Origin of the sequence: Bacillus mycoides (genome assembly GCF_018742245.1) — a bacterium.
Taxonomy (GTDB): Bacteria; Bacillota; Bacilli; order Bacillales; family Bacillaceae_G; genus Bacillus_A; species Bacillus_A cereus_U.
In genome coordinates this window covers 321043-336566 of sequence record NZ_CP036132.1, presented here as the reverse complement: position 1 = coordinate 336566, position 15524 = coordinate 321043, and the positions used below count along the sequence as shown (strand labels likewise).

Genomic DNA, 15524 nt, shown 5'->3' with positions numbered 1-15524 from the left:
TTAATTTCTCCCCATCCAGGGCGGCCGTTTTAAGAAAGAAGCTAGCTTCTACATCAAAAGAAGTAGAAGCTTTTTTCACTTTCTTATTTCATACTTTCTAAAAGCTCTTGCTCATAATCATAAAGAGCTGTTGGATAGTCTCCATTGAAGTAAGCCATACATAGACCGCCATATTTCCCTTCATATGGACGTCCAATTGCATCTACTAATCCATCTTCGCTTAAAAATGTTAAAGAGTCTGCTCCGATTATTTCACGGATTTCTTCTACTGTATTATTTGCTGCAATTAATTCTTTTCTCGTTTGAATATCAATGCCATAGAAACATGGATACTTAAGAGGCGGTGAAGCAATTCTTACATGAACCTCTGTCGCTCCAGCCTCACGAAGCATACGAACAATTCGTTTACTTGTCGTTCCTCTTACGATAGAGTCGTCAATCATAACAACTCGTTTCCCTTCAACTACACCTCTTACTGCGGAAAGCTTCATCTTTACCCCTTGCTCGCGCAGTTCTTGAGAAGGTTGAATAAATGTACGTCCAACGTAACGATTTTTAATTAATCCTAACTCATACGGAATGCCTGTTGCCTCCGCATAGCCGATCGCAGCTGAAATACTAGAGTCTGGTACACCAGTAACAACATCAGCTTCAATAGGAGCTTCTGCCGCTAAGCGTTTCCCCATGTTTTTACGTGCTGCATGAACGTTAATACCTGCAATATTAGAATCCGGACGTGCAAAGTAAATATACTCCATACTACAAATTGCATGATCTACTTCATTTGTAAAACGATCTACGTGAATTCCTTCATCATTGATGATAAGTAATTCACCAGGTTCTACATCACGAATGAATGTTGCACCTACTACATCGAAAGCACATGTTTCTGATGCTACAACGTAAGCATCCCCCATCTTTCCAATTGAAAGAGGACGGAACCCGTTCGGATCTAGCGCAACAATCATTTCATTTCCAGTTAGTAAAAGATATGCGAACGCACCTTTCACTTTATTTAGAGCTTCTTTTACACTTTCAATTAAAGAATCTTTCGTACTACGTTTAATGAGATGTAAAAGTACTTCTGTATCTGAACTTGTTTGAAAAATACTTCCCTCTGCCTCTAATTCACGGCGAAGCATTTTTGCGTTAATTAAATTTCCGTTATGAGCTAGCGCCATACTGTGATCAGAAAAACGGAATAATAATGGCTGAACGTTAGCAACTTCACTTCCACCAGCTGTCGCATATCGTACGTGTCCGATTGCTGATTTTCCGTTTAATCCTTCTAGCTCACCTCTTGAAAACACTTCTGATATTAAACCTAACCCCTTGTGACCGATGATCTTTTCCCCATTATTTACAACAATGCCTGCGCCCTCTTGTCCACGATGCTGCAAACTGTGCAATCCGTAGTACGAAACTTGTGCTGCATTTTCATGCCCCCAAATTCCGAAAACGCCACATTCTTCATTTAACCCCTTTATTTCAGCAAGCATGGGATTGCCCCTTTCCAAGCCTTTCTCATTTCATCTACATTTGCTGTAAGTAATACTTCATTTTCTTCATTATGAATTGTTACTTCATTTGTATTTGTTACTTCTCCAACTTGAATTGCTTCAACGACTTTCTCGAACGCTTCTTTATTTTCACGTTTTACAGTTAGAACGAAGCGAGATTGTGATTCCGCAAATAATACCGCCGTTGCTTCTCCGTCTAATTTCACAGTAGCACCTAAACCGTTAGCACCAATTGCACTTTCAGAAATTGCAACTGCTAAACCACCTTCAGCAACATCATGTGCAGATTGAACAAGGCCAGCTTGAATTGCTTCTAATACTTGTTTTTGACGTTTTAATTCTACATCTAGATCGATACTTGGTGATTGGCCGAAAATTTTGCCGTGGACCATTTTCTGTAATTCACTTCCACCAAACTCAGCTTTCGTCTCTCCGATTACGTAAACTAAATCGCCAGCTTGCTTAAATTCTTGTGTTGTTACGTGTTTTAAATCATGTACAAGACCAACCATCCCAACAGTTGGTGTTGGATATACAGCTTCACCGCTACGCTCGTTATACATTGATACATTCCCGCCGATAACTGGCGTTTGTAGTGTGCGACATGCTTCACTCATACCGTCTACTGATTTCTCAATTTGCCAGAAGATTTCTGGTTTTTCTGGGTTACCAAAGTTTAAGCAATCTGTAATTGCAAGTGGTTCTCCGCCAGAACATACGATATTACGTGCTGCCTCTGCTACTGCAATTTTACCGCCCACTTCTGGATCTAAATAAATGTAGCGAGAGTTACAATCCGTCGTCATTGCTAATCCTTTTTCTGTACCGCGTACACGTACAACCGCTGCATCTGAACCTGGTGTAACAACTGTGCTTGTGCGTACTTGATAATCATATTGATCATATACCCACTCTTTACTTGCAATTGTCGGTTGTTGTAGCAAAGCGAATAACGTTTCTTTATAGTCTTCTACTTTTGGTGTTTCCATTTTCATCTGCTGGAACTCAGCAAAGTATGCTGCTTCTTTTGATGGCTTATAATAAATTGGTGCTTCTTCTGCAAGAGCATCTGCTGGTACTTCAGCTACCATTACATCTTTATGGAATAAACGAAGCATTTTGTCTTCCGTTACTTTCCCCATCGTAACTGCTGCAAGACCATACTTCTCAAATAAATCTACTATTTCTTGCTCTCTACCTTTTTTTATAACAATTAACATACGCTCTTGTGATTCAGATAGCATCATTTCATATGGTGTCATTCCCGTTTCACGCTGTGGTACATCATCTAAGTACATTTCAATACCCATACCTGCTTTACTTGCCATTTCTGCAGAAGATGAAGTTAAACCAGCAGCTCCCATATCTTGAATTCCAACAAGTGCATCCGACTGAATAAGTTCTAAGCAAGCTTCAATAAGAAGTTTCTCCATAAATGGATCTCCTACTTGAACTGCCGGACGTTTCGCTTCTGAGCTTTCAGATAGCTCTTCAGATGCGAATGTTGCACCGTGAATACCATCACGACCAGTTGATGCTCCTACGTACATTACTGTATTACCAGCACCATGCGCTTGCCCTTTTTTAATATCTTCATGGTTAATTAAACCTACGCACATTGCATTTACAAGTGGATTTCCTTCATAACATGGATCAAACTGTACTTCTCCACCAACAGTAGGAATCCCGATGCAGTTACCGTATCCTGCTATTCCTGCTACTACTTCTTCGAATAAATATTTCACACGTGGTGATTGTAATTCACCGAAACGAAGTGAGTTTAATAGAGCTACCGGACGTGCGCCCATAGAGAATACATCGCGAATAATACCGCCGACACCTGTTGCCGCCCCTTGATATGGCTCAATTGCAGAAGGATGGTTATGACTTTCCATTTTAAATACAACCGCTTGATTATCACCGATATCTACAATTCCAGCGCCTTCTCCAGGTCCTTGTAAGACACGCTCACCTGTCGTTGGAAACTTACGAAGAACTGGCTTTGAATTTTTATAACTACAATGTTCAGACCACATAACAGAGAATAGTCCCGTTTCTGTATAATTCGGCAAACGGCCTAGAATCTTTTCAACCATGGCAAACTCTTCGTCTGTTAGCCCCATTTCCGCATATATACGCTCTTCTTTAATTTGTGTTGGATTTGGTTCAAGCATTAACGACATATGTTTCCCTCCACTGTTTTAAGATAGATTGAAAGACTTTTAACCCTTCAGCACCACCAAGCAATTCATCTACAGCACGCTCTGGGTGTGGCATCATACCAAGTACATTTCCCTTTTCATTTACAATACCAGCAATATCTGAAACGCTACCGTTCGGATTTTCTACATAACGGAATGCGATTTGATTATTCTCTTCTAATTGTTTAAGAGTCGCTTCATCACAATAGTAATTCCCTTCACCATGTGCAATTGGAATATTGATTACTTCATCTTTTTCATATTGTGATGTAAACATCGTTTCGTTATTTTCAACACGTAACTGAACAGTGCGACACATAAATTTTAAATTTTCATTTCTCATTAGTGCTCCTGGTAGTAATCCTGATTCAACAAGAATCTGGAATCCATTACACACCCCTAAAATTGGTTTTCCTTGCTCAGCAGCTTTTTGCACTGCTTTCATTGCATTAGCAAAGCGAGAAATAGCCCCACATCGTAAGTAGTCACCGTAAGAGAATCCACCTGGTAGTAGAATCGCATCGTACTCATCTAAATTCTCTCTATCGTGCCAAACGTAATCTACTTCTTCACCAAGCTCATCTTTAATTGCATGGAACATATCGACATCACAGTTCGAACCTGGGAATACTATGACTGCAAATTTCACTGTGCGACAACCTCCTCAACTTCATAACGGAAGTCTTCCATTACAACGTTTGTTAATAGTTTTTCACACATTTCTTTTACCTTTGCGTCAAGGTCAGATACTGATTTATCAATTGTTAATTCCATATATTTTCCGATTCGAACGTCTTGTACTTCTGTGAACGAAAGACTATGAAGTGCCCCTTTTACTGCTGTTCCTTGTGGATCTAATACGCTTTCTCTTAACGTTACATATACCTTAACTTTATACATGTGAAATTCCCCCTAAACGTTTTAAAATCTCTTCATAAGCTTCTGTTAAATTTCCAAGATCGCGACGGAATACGTCTTTATCAAACTTTTCATTGCTCGTTTCATCCCATAAACGGCAAGTATCTGGTGAAATCTCATCCGCTAATATGATTTCTCCTTCTTCCGTTACACCAAACTCTAATTTAAAATCTATTAATCTTACACGACAGCTTGCGAAATGCTCAATCAATACTTGATTGATTTGTAGAGCCATATCTCTTAATACGCTTACTTGCTCTGGTGACGCAACGTTTAATACACGAATATGATCTTCCGTTACAAGCGGATCTCCTAAATCATCATCTTTGAAGTAAAATTCTACGATTGGTTCTGCAAGTACAGTTCCCTCTTCCATTCCTAATCGTTTTGAAAGGCTTCCTGCAATTACATTTCTTGTGACAACTTCTAAAGGAATAATACTCACTTTTTTTACAAGTTGCTCTGTTTCAGATAACTTCTCAACAAAATGTGTTTTTATTCCTACTTCTTGTAACATTCTGAACAATAAAGTTGTAATCTCATTGTTCAAACGACCTTTTCCTGTAATCGTCTCTTTTTTCTCCCCATTGAAAGCAGTCGCACTATCTTTGTACTCTACCCAAACCATATCTGCTGATTCTGTACGATAAATTCTTTTTGCCTTACCTTCATACAGCAATTCTAGCTTTTGCATTTCGCAAGCCCCCTGTAGTTTGAAAAATGTGAATAATATTTTTATAAAGAATGGCACAGAATGACTCTATTCTGTGCCATATAAAATTTTACGCTTCGTTTAATCCAAGGCGTTCAAAGATTGTATCAACGTGTTGCATATGATGTTCATAATTGAAACATTCGTTAATTTCCTCTTGCGTTAACTTACTTGTAATACGCTCGTCAGCTTCTACAAGCTCTTTAAATTGCACTTGTGTTTCCCAAGCTTCCATTGCTTTAGGCTGTACGATATCATAAGCTTCTTCACGTACCAGACCTTTGTCAATTAGTGTAAGCATTACGCGTTGAGAGTAAATTAATCCGTATGTTCTTGTCATATTGCGTTTCATATTCTCTGGGAATACAGTTAAATTTTTAACGATATTACCAAAGCGATTTAACATGTAATTTAACGCGATTGTAGCATCTGGTAAAATTACGCGTTCTGCAGAAGAGTGAGAGATATCACGCTCATGCCATAACGGAACATTCTCGTAAGCTGTCATCATATAACCGCGGATAACACGAGCTAAACCAGTCATATTTTCAGATCCAATTGGATTACGTTTATGCGGCATTGCAGAAGAACCTTTTTGACCTTTTGCGAAAGCCTCTTCAACTTCACGTGTTTCACTCTTTTGTAAACCACGAATCTCAACTGCCATCTTCTCAACAGATGTTGCGATTAGTGCAAGTGTTGACATGTAATGTGCATGACGATCACGTTGCAATGTTTGTGTTGAAATTGGTGCTGCTTCTAATCCTAAGTTTTCACAAACATACTTTTCTACGAATGGATCAATATTTGCATATGTACCAACCGCACCAGATAATTTACCAACGCGAACTGTATCAGCAGCTTGTTTGAAACGCTCTACGTTACGTTTCATTTCTTCATACCAAAGACCAAGTTTTAAACCAAATGTCGTTGGTTCTGCATGAACACCGTGCGTTCTTCCCATCATAATCGTGTATTTATGCTCTTTCGCTTTGTTAGCTAAAATGCTAACGAAGTTTTCTAAGTCTTTTAACAAGATTTCATTTGCTTGTTTTAAGATGTAAGATAAAGCTGTATCTACTACGTCTGTAGATGTTAGACCGTAATGAACCCATTTACGTTCTTCACCTAATGTTGGTGTTTCTGATACAGCACGAGTGAAAGCAACTACGTCATGACGTGTTTCTTTTTCAATTTCATAAATACGATCAATATCAAATGATGCATGCTCCCGAATTTTTTTAACATCTTCTTTTGGAATATCGCCAAGCTCAGCCCATGCTTCACAAGCTAAAATCTCAACTTCTAACCACGCTTTAAATTTGTTCTCTTCCGTCCAAATCGCACCCATTTCAGGGCGTGTATAACGATTAATCATCTTTTTCCCTCCAACAGTTGTTCTTGATGGTCCCAAATATGCAAACTCTTCGCTTTTTCTAGAGCGACTTCAATATTATCATTTAAAATATTAACATGCCCCATTTTCCGCTGCGCTTTTGCTTCTTCTTTTCCATACAAGTGTAAATAGCACCCGGTTAGTCTATTCACTTGTCCTAGGACCCCTTCTATATGTTCGCCTAAAATGTTTACCATGACAACTGGTTTTAACAAATTTGTTTCTCCAAGAGGTAAATTACAGATTGCTCGAATATGTTGACCAAATTGACTCGTTTCACATGCATCCTGTGTATAGTGTCCTGAATTGTGAGGTCTTGGTGCTAATTCATTAATGTAAATCTCACCGTCAGCTGTAGCAAACATCTCTACCGCTAGTGTTCCCACAAGTTCTAGTTCATCCGCGAGCACTTTTGCATAAGCAATTGCTTTTTGAGAAAGTTCCTCTGTAATGCGAGCTGGAACGATAGATTCATGCAAAATGTTATTTACATGAATATTTTCCGCTACGGGAAATACTTTCGTTTCACCACTTACACTACGAGTTACAATAACTGATATTTCTTTTTCAAAAGGTACCCATTTTTCAAGAATGCATTCTGCTTTATTAGTAAGCTCTTTTGCTCTCACAACATCAGCTGCACTCTTTAAAACCACTTGCCCTTTACCATCGTATCCACCTGTCGTTGTTTTTAAGACAGAAGGGAAAGATAACTCTTTAATTGCTTCTGTAAGTTGATCTTGATTTTGAACCAATCTATACGATGCTACCGGTAACCCCGCTTTTTCAATTGCATTCTTTTCAGTAAAACGATTTTGCGTTTTATTTAATAATTGACTACCTTGTGGTAAATACGCATGTTTCTCAAGCCATTGTAAACATCTATAATCAATATTCTCAAATTCATATGTGACAACGTCGCTTATCTCTGCTAAATGCTGAATTGCTTTTAGATCGTCATAAGATGCAACAATCTCAATATCAGCAACTTGTGCACATGGTGAATGCTTTGTAGGATCTAAAACAGCAATTTTATAACCCATCTCCTTAGCTGCCAGTGCCATCATTCTTCCAAGCTGGCCGCCTCCAATAATGCCGATTGTTTTTCCAGGTAAGATGATTCTCGTCATACTAGCTCACTACCTTCACGCACAGTTTTCTCAATAGCCTCTCGTCTCAATTCTAATGCATCATGTATGTCATCATGAAATGATCCAAGTATTTGTGCAGCAAGCAATCCAGCATTTGTTGAACCAGCCTTACCAATTGCAACAGTTGCAACTGGAACTCCTCCTGGCATTTGGACAATGGATAATAACGAATCTAGGCCGTTTAACGCTTTTGATTGAACTGGGACACCGATTACAGGAAGATTTGTCTTCGCTGCAACCATTCCTGGTAAATGTGCTGCTCCACCAGCTCCAGCAATAATAACTTTTAATCCACGTTCACGAGCTGTTTCTGCATATTCAAACATATAATCTGGAGTCCGATGAGCGGATACAACTTTTTTCTCATACGGTATATTTAATTCATCTAAAATGTCACAAGCATATTTCATTGTTTCCCAGTCTGACGTGCTTCCCATTATGACTCCAACTAGTGATTTCATATTAGAATCCCCCCGATTCAAATAAAAAAAGCCTGAAATAGAACAGTTTCTCTTTTACTATGAGAGAAAGCGCTCTACTCAGGCATACGTATCCCTTGTGAATAGAAAAATACCGAGTGACTTTCCCTCATAGTCTAACGAATAACGGTCGTTAGGTAGAGACTTGCAGGCCATATCCCCGCGATTATATGAGGTCTTATATATTATTGTTTCTATGGCTATATTAACAATATTTCATAAACAATGTCAATAAATAATCGAATGTTTTTTTATTAGTCATCGATAACGTTCGTGTTTTAGTTATATTCAAAAGAAGAATTGCAACTATATACAAGAAGGAAAGGGAATTAGAATATATATTTCTAGAGATCTATTTTACGTATAACTGTTTATATGGTACTTCAGAATGTTTTAATTAAAATATATACACTCTTGTGTTCTATACATCAATAGAACTTATATTATAACGATTTAATTTCTAAGGAGGAATAACCGTGAAAAAAATAACTGTGTTATTTTCCTATTTATTTTTCTCCATCGCAGTAATTGCTGTAATTATTGAATACTTATTTATATCATCCCATTTTTTCTACTCTCATTATTTAAAATATACACTTATGATAGAAATAATCTTTCCTATCTTAGGGATTATTTTAGGAGCATTCGGAAAATCAGGAGTACAAAAAATCATTGCCATTATTTTAAACAGCCTCTATTTCATTCTTTTTTCGTCTTTAGCGTTATTAAATTTATGGATTTTAACCTTCGGTAAATAAAAATAAGCACAAAAAAACCTAAGTCGAAACGACTTAGGTTTTTGCTTGGCGACGTCCTACTCTCACAGGGACAAGGTCCCAACTACCATCGGCGCTAGAGAGCTTAACTTCCGTGTTCGGTATGGGAACGGGTGTGACCTCTCTGCCATCATCACCAAACTGATGAAGGTATATTCCTTCAAAACTAGATAACATTTGCTTCATATTATATGGTTAAGTCCTCGATCTATTAGTATTCGTCAGCTCCACATGTCACCATGCTTCCACCTCGAACCTATCAACCTGATCATCTTTCAGGGATCTTACTAGCTTACGCTATGGGAAATCTCATCTTGAGGGGGGCTTCATGCTTAGATGCTTTCAGCACTTATCCCTTCCGCACATAGCTACCCAGCTATGCCCTTGGCAGAACAACTGGTACACCAGCGGTGCGTCCATCCCGGTCCTCTCGTACTAAGGACAGCTCCTCTCAAATTTCCTGCGCCCACGACGGATAGGGACCGAACTGTCTCACGACGTTCTGAACCCAGCTCGCGTACCGCTTTAATGGGCGAACAGCCCAACCCTTGGGACCGACTACAGCCCCAGGATGCGATGAGCCGACATCGAGGTGCCAAACCTCCCCGTCGATGTGGACTCTTGGGGGAGATAAGCCTGTTATCCCCGGGGTAGCTTTTATCCGTTGAGCGATGGCCCTTCCATGCGGAACCACCGGATCACTAAGCCCGACTTTCGTCCCTGCTCGACTTGTAGGTCTCGCAGTCAAGCTCCCTTATGCCTTTGCACTCTACGAATGATTTCCAACCATTCTGAGGGAACCTTTGGGCGCCTCCGTTACACTTTAGGAGGCGACCGCCCCAGTCAAACTGCCCACCTGACACTGTCTCCCGGGTCGATAAGACCCGTAGGTTAGAATTTCAATACAGTCAGGGCGGTATCCCACCAGCGCCTCCACCGAAGCTAGCGCTCCGGTTTCAATGGCTCCCGCCTATCCTGTACAAACTGTACCAAAATTCAATATCAGGCTACAGTAAAGCTCCACGGGGTCTTTCCGTCCTGTCGCGGGTAACCTGCATCTTCACAGGTACTATAATTTCACCGAGTCTCTGGTTGAGACAGTGCCCAAATCGTTACACCTTTCGTGCGGGTCGGAACTTACCCGACAAGGAATTTCGCTACCTTAGGACCGTTATAGTTACGGCCGCCGTTTACTGGGGCTTCAGTTCAGAGCTTCGCTTACGCTAACCCCTCTCCTTAACCTTCCAGCACCGGGCAGGTGTCAGCCCCTATACTTCGCCTTACGGCTTCGCAGAGACCTGTGTTTTTGCTAAACAGTCGCTTGGGCCTATTCACTGCGGCTTTCCGTTAAGAAAGCACCCCTTCTCCCGAAGTTACGGGGTCATTTTGCCGAGTTCCTTAACCAGAGTTCTCTCGCACACCTTAGGATTCTCTCCTCGCCTACCTGTGTCGGTTTGCGGTACAGGCACCTTTTATCTCGCTAGAAGCTTTTCTTGGCAGCGGGGAATCAAAGACTTCGCTCCATAAGGAGCTTCCCCATCACAGCTCAGCCTTCACGATAAGCGGATTTGCCTACTTATCAGCCTAACTGCTTGGACGTGCACAACCAATCGCACGCTTCTTCTATCCTTCTGCGTCCCTCCATTGCTCAAACGATAAAGAGGTGGTACAGGAATATCAACCTGTTGTCCATCGCCTACGCCTGTCGGCCTCGGCTTAGGTCCTGACTAACCCTGAGCGGACGAGCCTTCCTCAGGAAACCTTAGGCATTCGGTGGACGGGATTCTCACCCGTCTTTCGCTACTCATACCGGCATTCTCACTTCTAAGCGCTCCACCAGTCCTTCCGGTCTGACTTCACTGCACTTAGAACGCTCCCCTACCACTGATACCATTGGTATCAATTCGCAGCTTCGGTGGTGTATTTAGCCCCGGTACATTTTCGGCGCAGAGTCACTCGACTAGTGAGCTATTACGCACTCTTTAAATGGTGGCTGCTTCTGAGCCAACATCCTAGTTGTCTAAGCAACTCCACATCCTTTTCCACTTAATACACACTTTGGGACCTTAGCTGGCGATCTGGGCTGTTTCCCTCTTGACTACGGATCTTATCACTCGCAGTCTGACTCCTAAGGATAAGTCATTGGCATTCGGAGTTTGACTGAATTCGGTAATCCGATGAGGACCCCTAGTTCAATCAGTGCTCTACCTCCAAGACTCTTACACTTAAGGCTAGCCCTAAAGCTATTTCGGGGAGAACCAGCTATCTCCAGGTTCGATTGGAATTTCTCCGCTACCCACACCTCATCCCCGCACTTTTCAACGTGCGTGGGTTCGGGCCTCCATTCAGTGTTACCTGAACTTCACCCTGGACATGGGTAGATCACCTGGTTTCGGGTCTACGACCACGTACTAAACGCCCTATTCAGACTCGCTTTCGCTGCGGCTCCGCCTCTTCAGCTTAACCTCGCACGGGATCGTAACTCGCCGGTTCATTCTACAAAAGGCACGCCATCACCCATTAACGGGCTCTGACTATTTGTAGGCACACGGTTTCAGGATCTCTTTCACTCCCCTTCCGGGGTGCTTTTCACCTTTCCCTCACGGTACTGGTTCACTATCGATCACTAGGGAGTATTTAGCCTTGGGAGATGGTCCTCCCAGATTCCGACGGAATTTCACGTGTTCCGCCGTACTCAGGATACATTCAAGAGAGAACGAAGTTTCGACTACGGGGTTGTTACCCTCTGTGACGGACCTTTCCAGGTCGCTTCGTCTACCTCGTTCCTTTGTAACTCCGTATAGAATGTCCTACAACCCCAAGAGGCAAGCCTCTTGGTTTGGGCTAGATTCCGTTTCGCTCGCCGCTACTCAGGAAATCGCATTTGCTTTCTCTTCCTCCAGGTACTTAGATGTTTCAGTTCCCTGGGTCTGTCTTCCATACCCTATGTATTCAGGTAAGGATACCATACCATTACGTATAGTGGGTTTCCCCATTCGGAAATCTTCGGATCAAAGCTTACTTACAGCTCCCCGAAGCATATCGGCGTTAGTCCCGTCCTTCATCGACTCCTAGTGTCAAGGCATCCACCGTGCGCCCTTTCTAACTTAACCAAACTAAAATTAAAAAAATATGAGCTACACTGTTATCTAGTTTTCAAAGAACATACATTTAAACTTGAGAGATAGTTCTCTCAAAACTGAACGAAACAAAACAAGTCAACGTTTATTGATGAACTGCGTTCATCAATTCTCCATAGAAAGGAGGTGATCCAGCCGCACCTTCCGATACGGCTACCTTGTTACGACTTCACCCCAATCATCTGTCCCACCTTAGGCGGCTGGCTCCATAAAGGTTACCCCACCGACTTCGGGTGTTACAAACTCTCGTGGTGTGACGGGCGGTGTGTACAAGGCCCGGGAACGTATTCACCGCGGCATGCTGATCCGCGATTACTAGCGATTCCAGCTTCATGTAGGCGAGTTGCAGCCTACAATCCGAACTGAGAACGGTTTTATGAGATTAGCTCCACCTCGCGGTCTTGCAGCTCTTTGTACCGTCCATTGTAGCACGTGTGTAGCCCAGGTCATAAGGGGCATGATGATTTGACGTCATCCCCACCTTCCTCCGGTTTGTCACCGGCAGTCACCTTAGAGTGCCCAACTTAATGATGGCAACTAAGATCAAGGGTTGCGCTCGTTGCGGGACTTAACCCAACATCTCACGACACGAGCTGACGACAACCATGCACCACCTGTCACTCTGCTCCCGAAGGAGAAGCTCTATCTCTAGAGTTTTCAGAGGATGTCAAGACCTGGTAAGGTTCTTCGCGTTGCTTCGAATTAAACCACATGCTCCACCGCTTGTGCGGGCCCCCGTCAATTCCTTTGAGTTTCAGCCTTGCGGCCGTACTCCCCAGGCGGAGTGCTTAATGCGTTAACTTCAGCACTAAAGGGCGGAAACCCTCTAACACTTAGCACTCATCGTTTACGGCGTGGACTACCAGGGTATCTAATCCTGTTTGCTCCCCACGCTTTCGCGCCTCAGTGTCAGTTACAGACCAGAAAGTCGCCTTCGCCACTGGTGTTCCTCCATATCTCTACGCATTTCACCGCTACACATGGAATTCCACTTTCCTCTTCTGCACTCAAGTCTCCCAGTTTCCAATGACCCTCCACGGTTGAGCCGTGGGCTTTCACATCAGACTTAAGAAACCACCTGCGCGCGCTTTACGCCCAATAATTCCGGATAACGCTTGCCACCTACGTATTACCGCGGCTGCTGGCACGTAGTTAGCCGTGGCTTTCTGGTTAGGTACCGTCAAGGTGCCAGCTTATTCAACTAGCACTTGTTCTTCCCTAACAACAGAGTTTTACGACCCGAAAGCCTTCATCACTCACGCGGCGTTGCTCCGTCAGACTTTCGTCCATTGCGGAAGATTCCCTACTGCTGCCTCCCGTAGGAGTCTGGGCCGTGTCTCAGTCCCAGTGTGGCCGATCACCCTCTCAGGTCGGCTACGCATCGTTGCCTTGGTGAGCCGTTACCTCACCAACTAGCTAATGCGACGCGGGTCCATCCATAAGTGACAGCCGAAGCCGCCTTTCAATTTCGAACTATGCAGTTCAAAATATTATCCGGTATTAGCCCCGGTTTCCCGGAGTTATCCCAGTCTTATGGGCAGGTTACCCACGTGTTACTCACCCGTCCGCCGCTAACTTCATAAGAGCAAGCTCTTAATCCATTCGCTCGACTTGCATGTATTAGGCACGCCGCCAGCGTTCATCCTGAGCCAGGATCAAACTCTCCAATAAAGTTAGTTTGTCTAGCATCTAAAAATAAAAATTGACGTTCACGTTGTTTGTTTCGTTCAGTTTTCAAAGAACTTGTCTGCCGCTCATTTGCGACTCCCTTATGTTAACATTTTCATATTTCAATGTCAACCAAGTTTTTTTATTTCTTTTGTCGCTTTCTGCGTTATTGCTATCGGCGACTTGTTCTATACTACACCTCTATAGGCTAATCGTCAACACCTTTTATTCAATTAATAATAAAAATAATTCCCAAAGGTATTTTCTATATTAATTTCAGTTATCCTATTTCTCTATTTCAATGAAAATAATAAAAAAGGACGTCCCATTACATACAAGACGTCCTTTTAATTACACATTATATACATGCACTCTTTAAACTTTTGAACTCCATTTAAACTATCGTCCTACTCATTCCTTGAGGCGGAACTTTTCTGTCGGGAAATGATAAATAGATCAATTAATTTACTTTTATCCGCCCATACCACTCCAAATAAAACTAAGCCGCCGCCCATTACTATTCTCCACGTTAAAGATTCATTTAATAGAACAATTGAAGCAACAATACTTATTAGCGGCAATGCATTTAAATATAATCCACTTACTGATGCTGAAACTCTCTCTAGTGCTTTATTCCAAAACCAATATGCTAAAATTGTCGCTCCAATAACAAGATACATTACACTAAGTCCAGTCTTCCAGGTTTCAATCTTTGGGAAACCGTAATAAAAAGTTTCTACCATTGCAAATGGCAATAAAATAACCGATCCAATAATTAAAGTTAATGTTGTAAAAACCTTGTTTGATAGATACTGTTCCTGTTTCGGCTGTTTTAACAATACTGTATAGAAAGCAAACAAGAAGGTGCTTAATAAAATAAGGATATCTCCTATTAAAGATACCTCTTGATCAGCATTATTAGATGAAATTGTAATAAGAAGTACCCCTATAGCCCCAAATATAATCCCAATCCAATAATTCGGCTGAATTTTCTCTCTCAAAAAGAACGTTGAAAAAAGAATTGTAACTAATGGCAATGCAGCATCAATGATACTAACATGTAATCCACTTGTTAAAGAAATCCCGTAAGATGTGAACATAAAATACCCAGCTACACCAGTAAAAGATAGCAAACTCATTCTTTTCCATGGAATATGTTTATGTACGATCGCTTTTTGAAGTTGGACATATGAAAAAAGCATACAAATTCCCCCTGCGAAGAAAAGACGAATAAATAACAAAGTAAATGGTTGAATAGATTCTAATGCCCATTTCGTTGGCGCAATTGCCGTCCCCCATAATATAACAGCCACTAATAACATGCATATTTCTTTCATAATCCCCCACACCCATCAAAAAATATATGTTAACTACCTTAATTATAGATTTTTTCTTAAGTAAAATCCTTTAAAACCACAAAAAGGTTATGCGAAAAATAGCCATCCAGCCATTTTTCGCATAACCTTTTCATATTAGATCAAAAACATTATTGTTTATTCTACAACTAAATTAACATAAAAAGGTAATCCTTACCTTCAATTAATATTTAAACGTATTACTTTA

The 15524-nt window shown here is 41.5% G+C and carries 10 protein-coding genes, 3 rRNA genes and 1 riboswitch; of the genes, 1 reads left to right on the top strand and 12 read right to left on the bottom strand.

Annotated elements, in window-relative coordinates:
• Window positions 1-83 precede the first annotated feature (83 nt).
• The 8 genes from purF to purE form a co-directional block, all read right to left on the bottom strand.
• Entirely contained in the window at window positions 84-1499 is a 1416-nt protein-coding gene (gene purF / locus EXW56_RS01780; RefSeq protein WP_002201971.1) for an amidophosphoribosyltransferase, read from the bottom strand.
• Window positions 1484-3703: a phosphoribosylformylglycinamidine synthase II gene (gene purL, locus EXW56_RS01775; protein ID WP_098988280.1), complete on the bottom strand. Its 2220-nt coding sequence runs from the start codon at window positions 3701-3703 to the stop codon at window positions 1484-1486. Before purL ends, purF begins: the two co-directional genes overlap by 16 nt.
• Window positions 3687-4370, bottom strand: coding sequence for a phosphoribosylformylglycinamidine synthase subunit PurQ (gene purQ / locus EXW56_RS01770; protein WP_000666771.1), 684 nt, complete (start codon window positions 4368-4370; stop codon window positions 3687-3689). Before purQ ends, purL begins: the two co-directional genes overlap by 17 nt.
• On the bottom strand, window positions 4367-4621 hold the full coding sequence (purS, locus tag EXW56_RS01765; protein WP_000278821.1) for a phosphoribosylformylglycinamidine synthase subunit PurS: 255 nt from the start codon (window positions 4619-4621) through the stop codon (window positions 4367-4369). The genes purQ and purS overlap by 4 nt, the downstream gene beginning before the upstream one ends.
• Window positions 4614-5333, bottom strand: a complete 720-nt coding sequence (purC, locus tag EXW56_RS01760; RefSeq protein WP_002113472.1) for a phosphoribosylaminoimidazolesuccinocarboxamide synthase — start codon at window positions 5331-5333, stop codon at window positions 4614-4616. The genes purS and purC overlap by 8 nt, the downstream gene beginning before the upstream one ends.
• Window positions 5334-5421: 88 nt before the next feature.
• Window positions 5422-6729 (bottom strand): adenylosuccinate lyase, encoded by a 1308-nt coding sequence (gene purB, locus EXW56_RS01755; RefSeq protein ID WP_002091361.1) that lies wholly within the window; start codon window positions 6727-6729, stop codon window positions 5422-5424.
• Window positions 6726-7877: a 5-(carboxyamino)imidazole ribonucleotide synthase gene (gene purK / locus EXW56_RS01750; RefSeq protein ID WP_215597142.1), complete on the bottom strand. Its 1152-nt coding sequence runs from the start codon at window positions 7875-7877 to the stop codon at window positions 6726-6728. Before purK ends, purB begins: the two co-directional genes overlap by 4 nt.
• Window positions 7874-8359: a 5-(carboxyamino)imidazole ribonucleotide mutase gene (gene purE / locus EXW56_RS01745; RefSeq protein ID WP_002010008.1), complete on the bottom strand. Its 486-nt coding sequence runs from the start codon at window positions 8357-8359 to the stop codon at window positions 7874-7876. Before purE ends, purK begins: the two co-directional genes overlap by 4 nt.
• A gap of 110 nt (window positions 8360-8469) precedes the next feature.
• A riboswitch (purine riboswitch) is annotated at window positions 8470-8571 on the bottom strand.
• Window positions 8572-8853: 282 nt separating this feature from the next.
• Here purE and EXW56_RS01740 point away from each other — a divergent pair.
• A complete protein-coding gene (locus EXW56_RS01740; RefSeq protein ID WP_098988278.1) occupies window positions 8854-9135 on the top strand; it encodes a hypothetical protein in 282 nt (93 codons plus the stop codon).
• 43 nt (window positions 9136-9178) lie between these two features.
• Here the strand turns inward: EXW56_RS01740 and rrf are convergent.
• From rrf to EXW56_RS01720, 4 genes are all read right to left on the bottom strand, one after another.
• Window positions 9179-9294 (bottom strand): 5S ribosomal RNA (gene rrf, locus EXW56_RS01735).
• A 50-nt stretch (window positions 9295-9344) separates the two neighbouring features.
• Window positions 9345-12266 (bottom strand): 23S ribosomal RNA (locus tag EXW56_RS01730).
• Window positions 12267-12412: 146 nt separating this feature from the next.
• A 16S ribosomal RNA gene (locus tag EXW56_RS01725) occupies window positions 12413-13964 on the bottom strand.
• Together the 16S, 23S and 5S rRNA genes form the textbook arrangement of a ribosomal RNA operon.
• Before the next feature lie 404 nt (window positions 13965-14368).
• Window positions 14369-15298 (bottom strand): DMT family transporter, encoded by a 930-nt coding sequence (locus tag EXW56_RS01720; protein ID WP_002201975.1) that lies wholly within the window; start codon window positions 15296-15298, stop codon window positions 14369-14371.
• Between the last annotated feature and the right edge of the window lie 226 nt (window positions 15299-15524).

What these genes read in the sequence shown, in the direction of transcription:
- purB (WP_002091361.1), bottom strand. Translation starts at nt 6,729, where the DNA reads ATGATTAATCGTTATACACGCCCTGAAATGGGTGCGATTTGGACGGAA.
- purL (WP_098988280.1), bottom strand. Translation starts at nt 3,703, where the DNA reads ATGTCGTTAATGCTTGAACCAAATCCAACACAAATTAAAGAAGAGCGT.
- purE (WP_002010008.1), bottom strand. Translation starts at nt 8,359, where the DNA reads ATGAAATCACTAGTTGGAGTCATAATGGGAAGCACGTCAGACTGGGAA.
- purC (WP_002113472.1), bottom strand. Translation starts at nt 5,333, where the DNA reads ATGCAAAAGCTAGAATTGCTGTATGAAGGTAAGGCAAAAAGAATTTAT.
- EXW56_RS01720 (WP_002201975.1), bottom strand. Translation starts at nt 15,298, where the DNA reads ATGAAAGAAATATGCATGTTATTAGTGGCTGTTATATTATGGGGGACG.
- purS (WP_000278821.1), bottom strand. Translation starts at nt 4,621, where the DNA reads ATGTATAAAGTTAAGGTATATGTAACGTTAAGAGAAAGCGTATTAGAT.
- purK (WP_215597142.1), bottom strand. Translation starts at nt 7,877, where the DNA reads ATGACGAGAATCATCTTACCTGGAAAAACAATCGGCATTATTGGAGGC.
- purF (WP_002201971.1), bottom strand. Translation starts at nt 1,499, where the DNA reads ATGCTTGCTGAAATAAAGGGGTTAAATGAAGAATGTGGCGTTTTCGGA.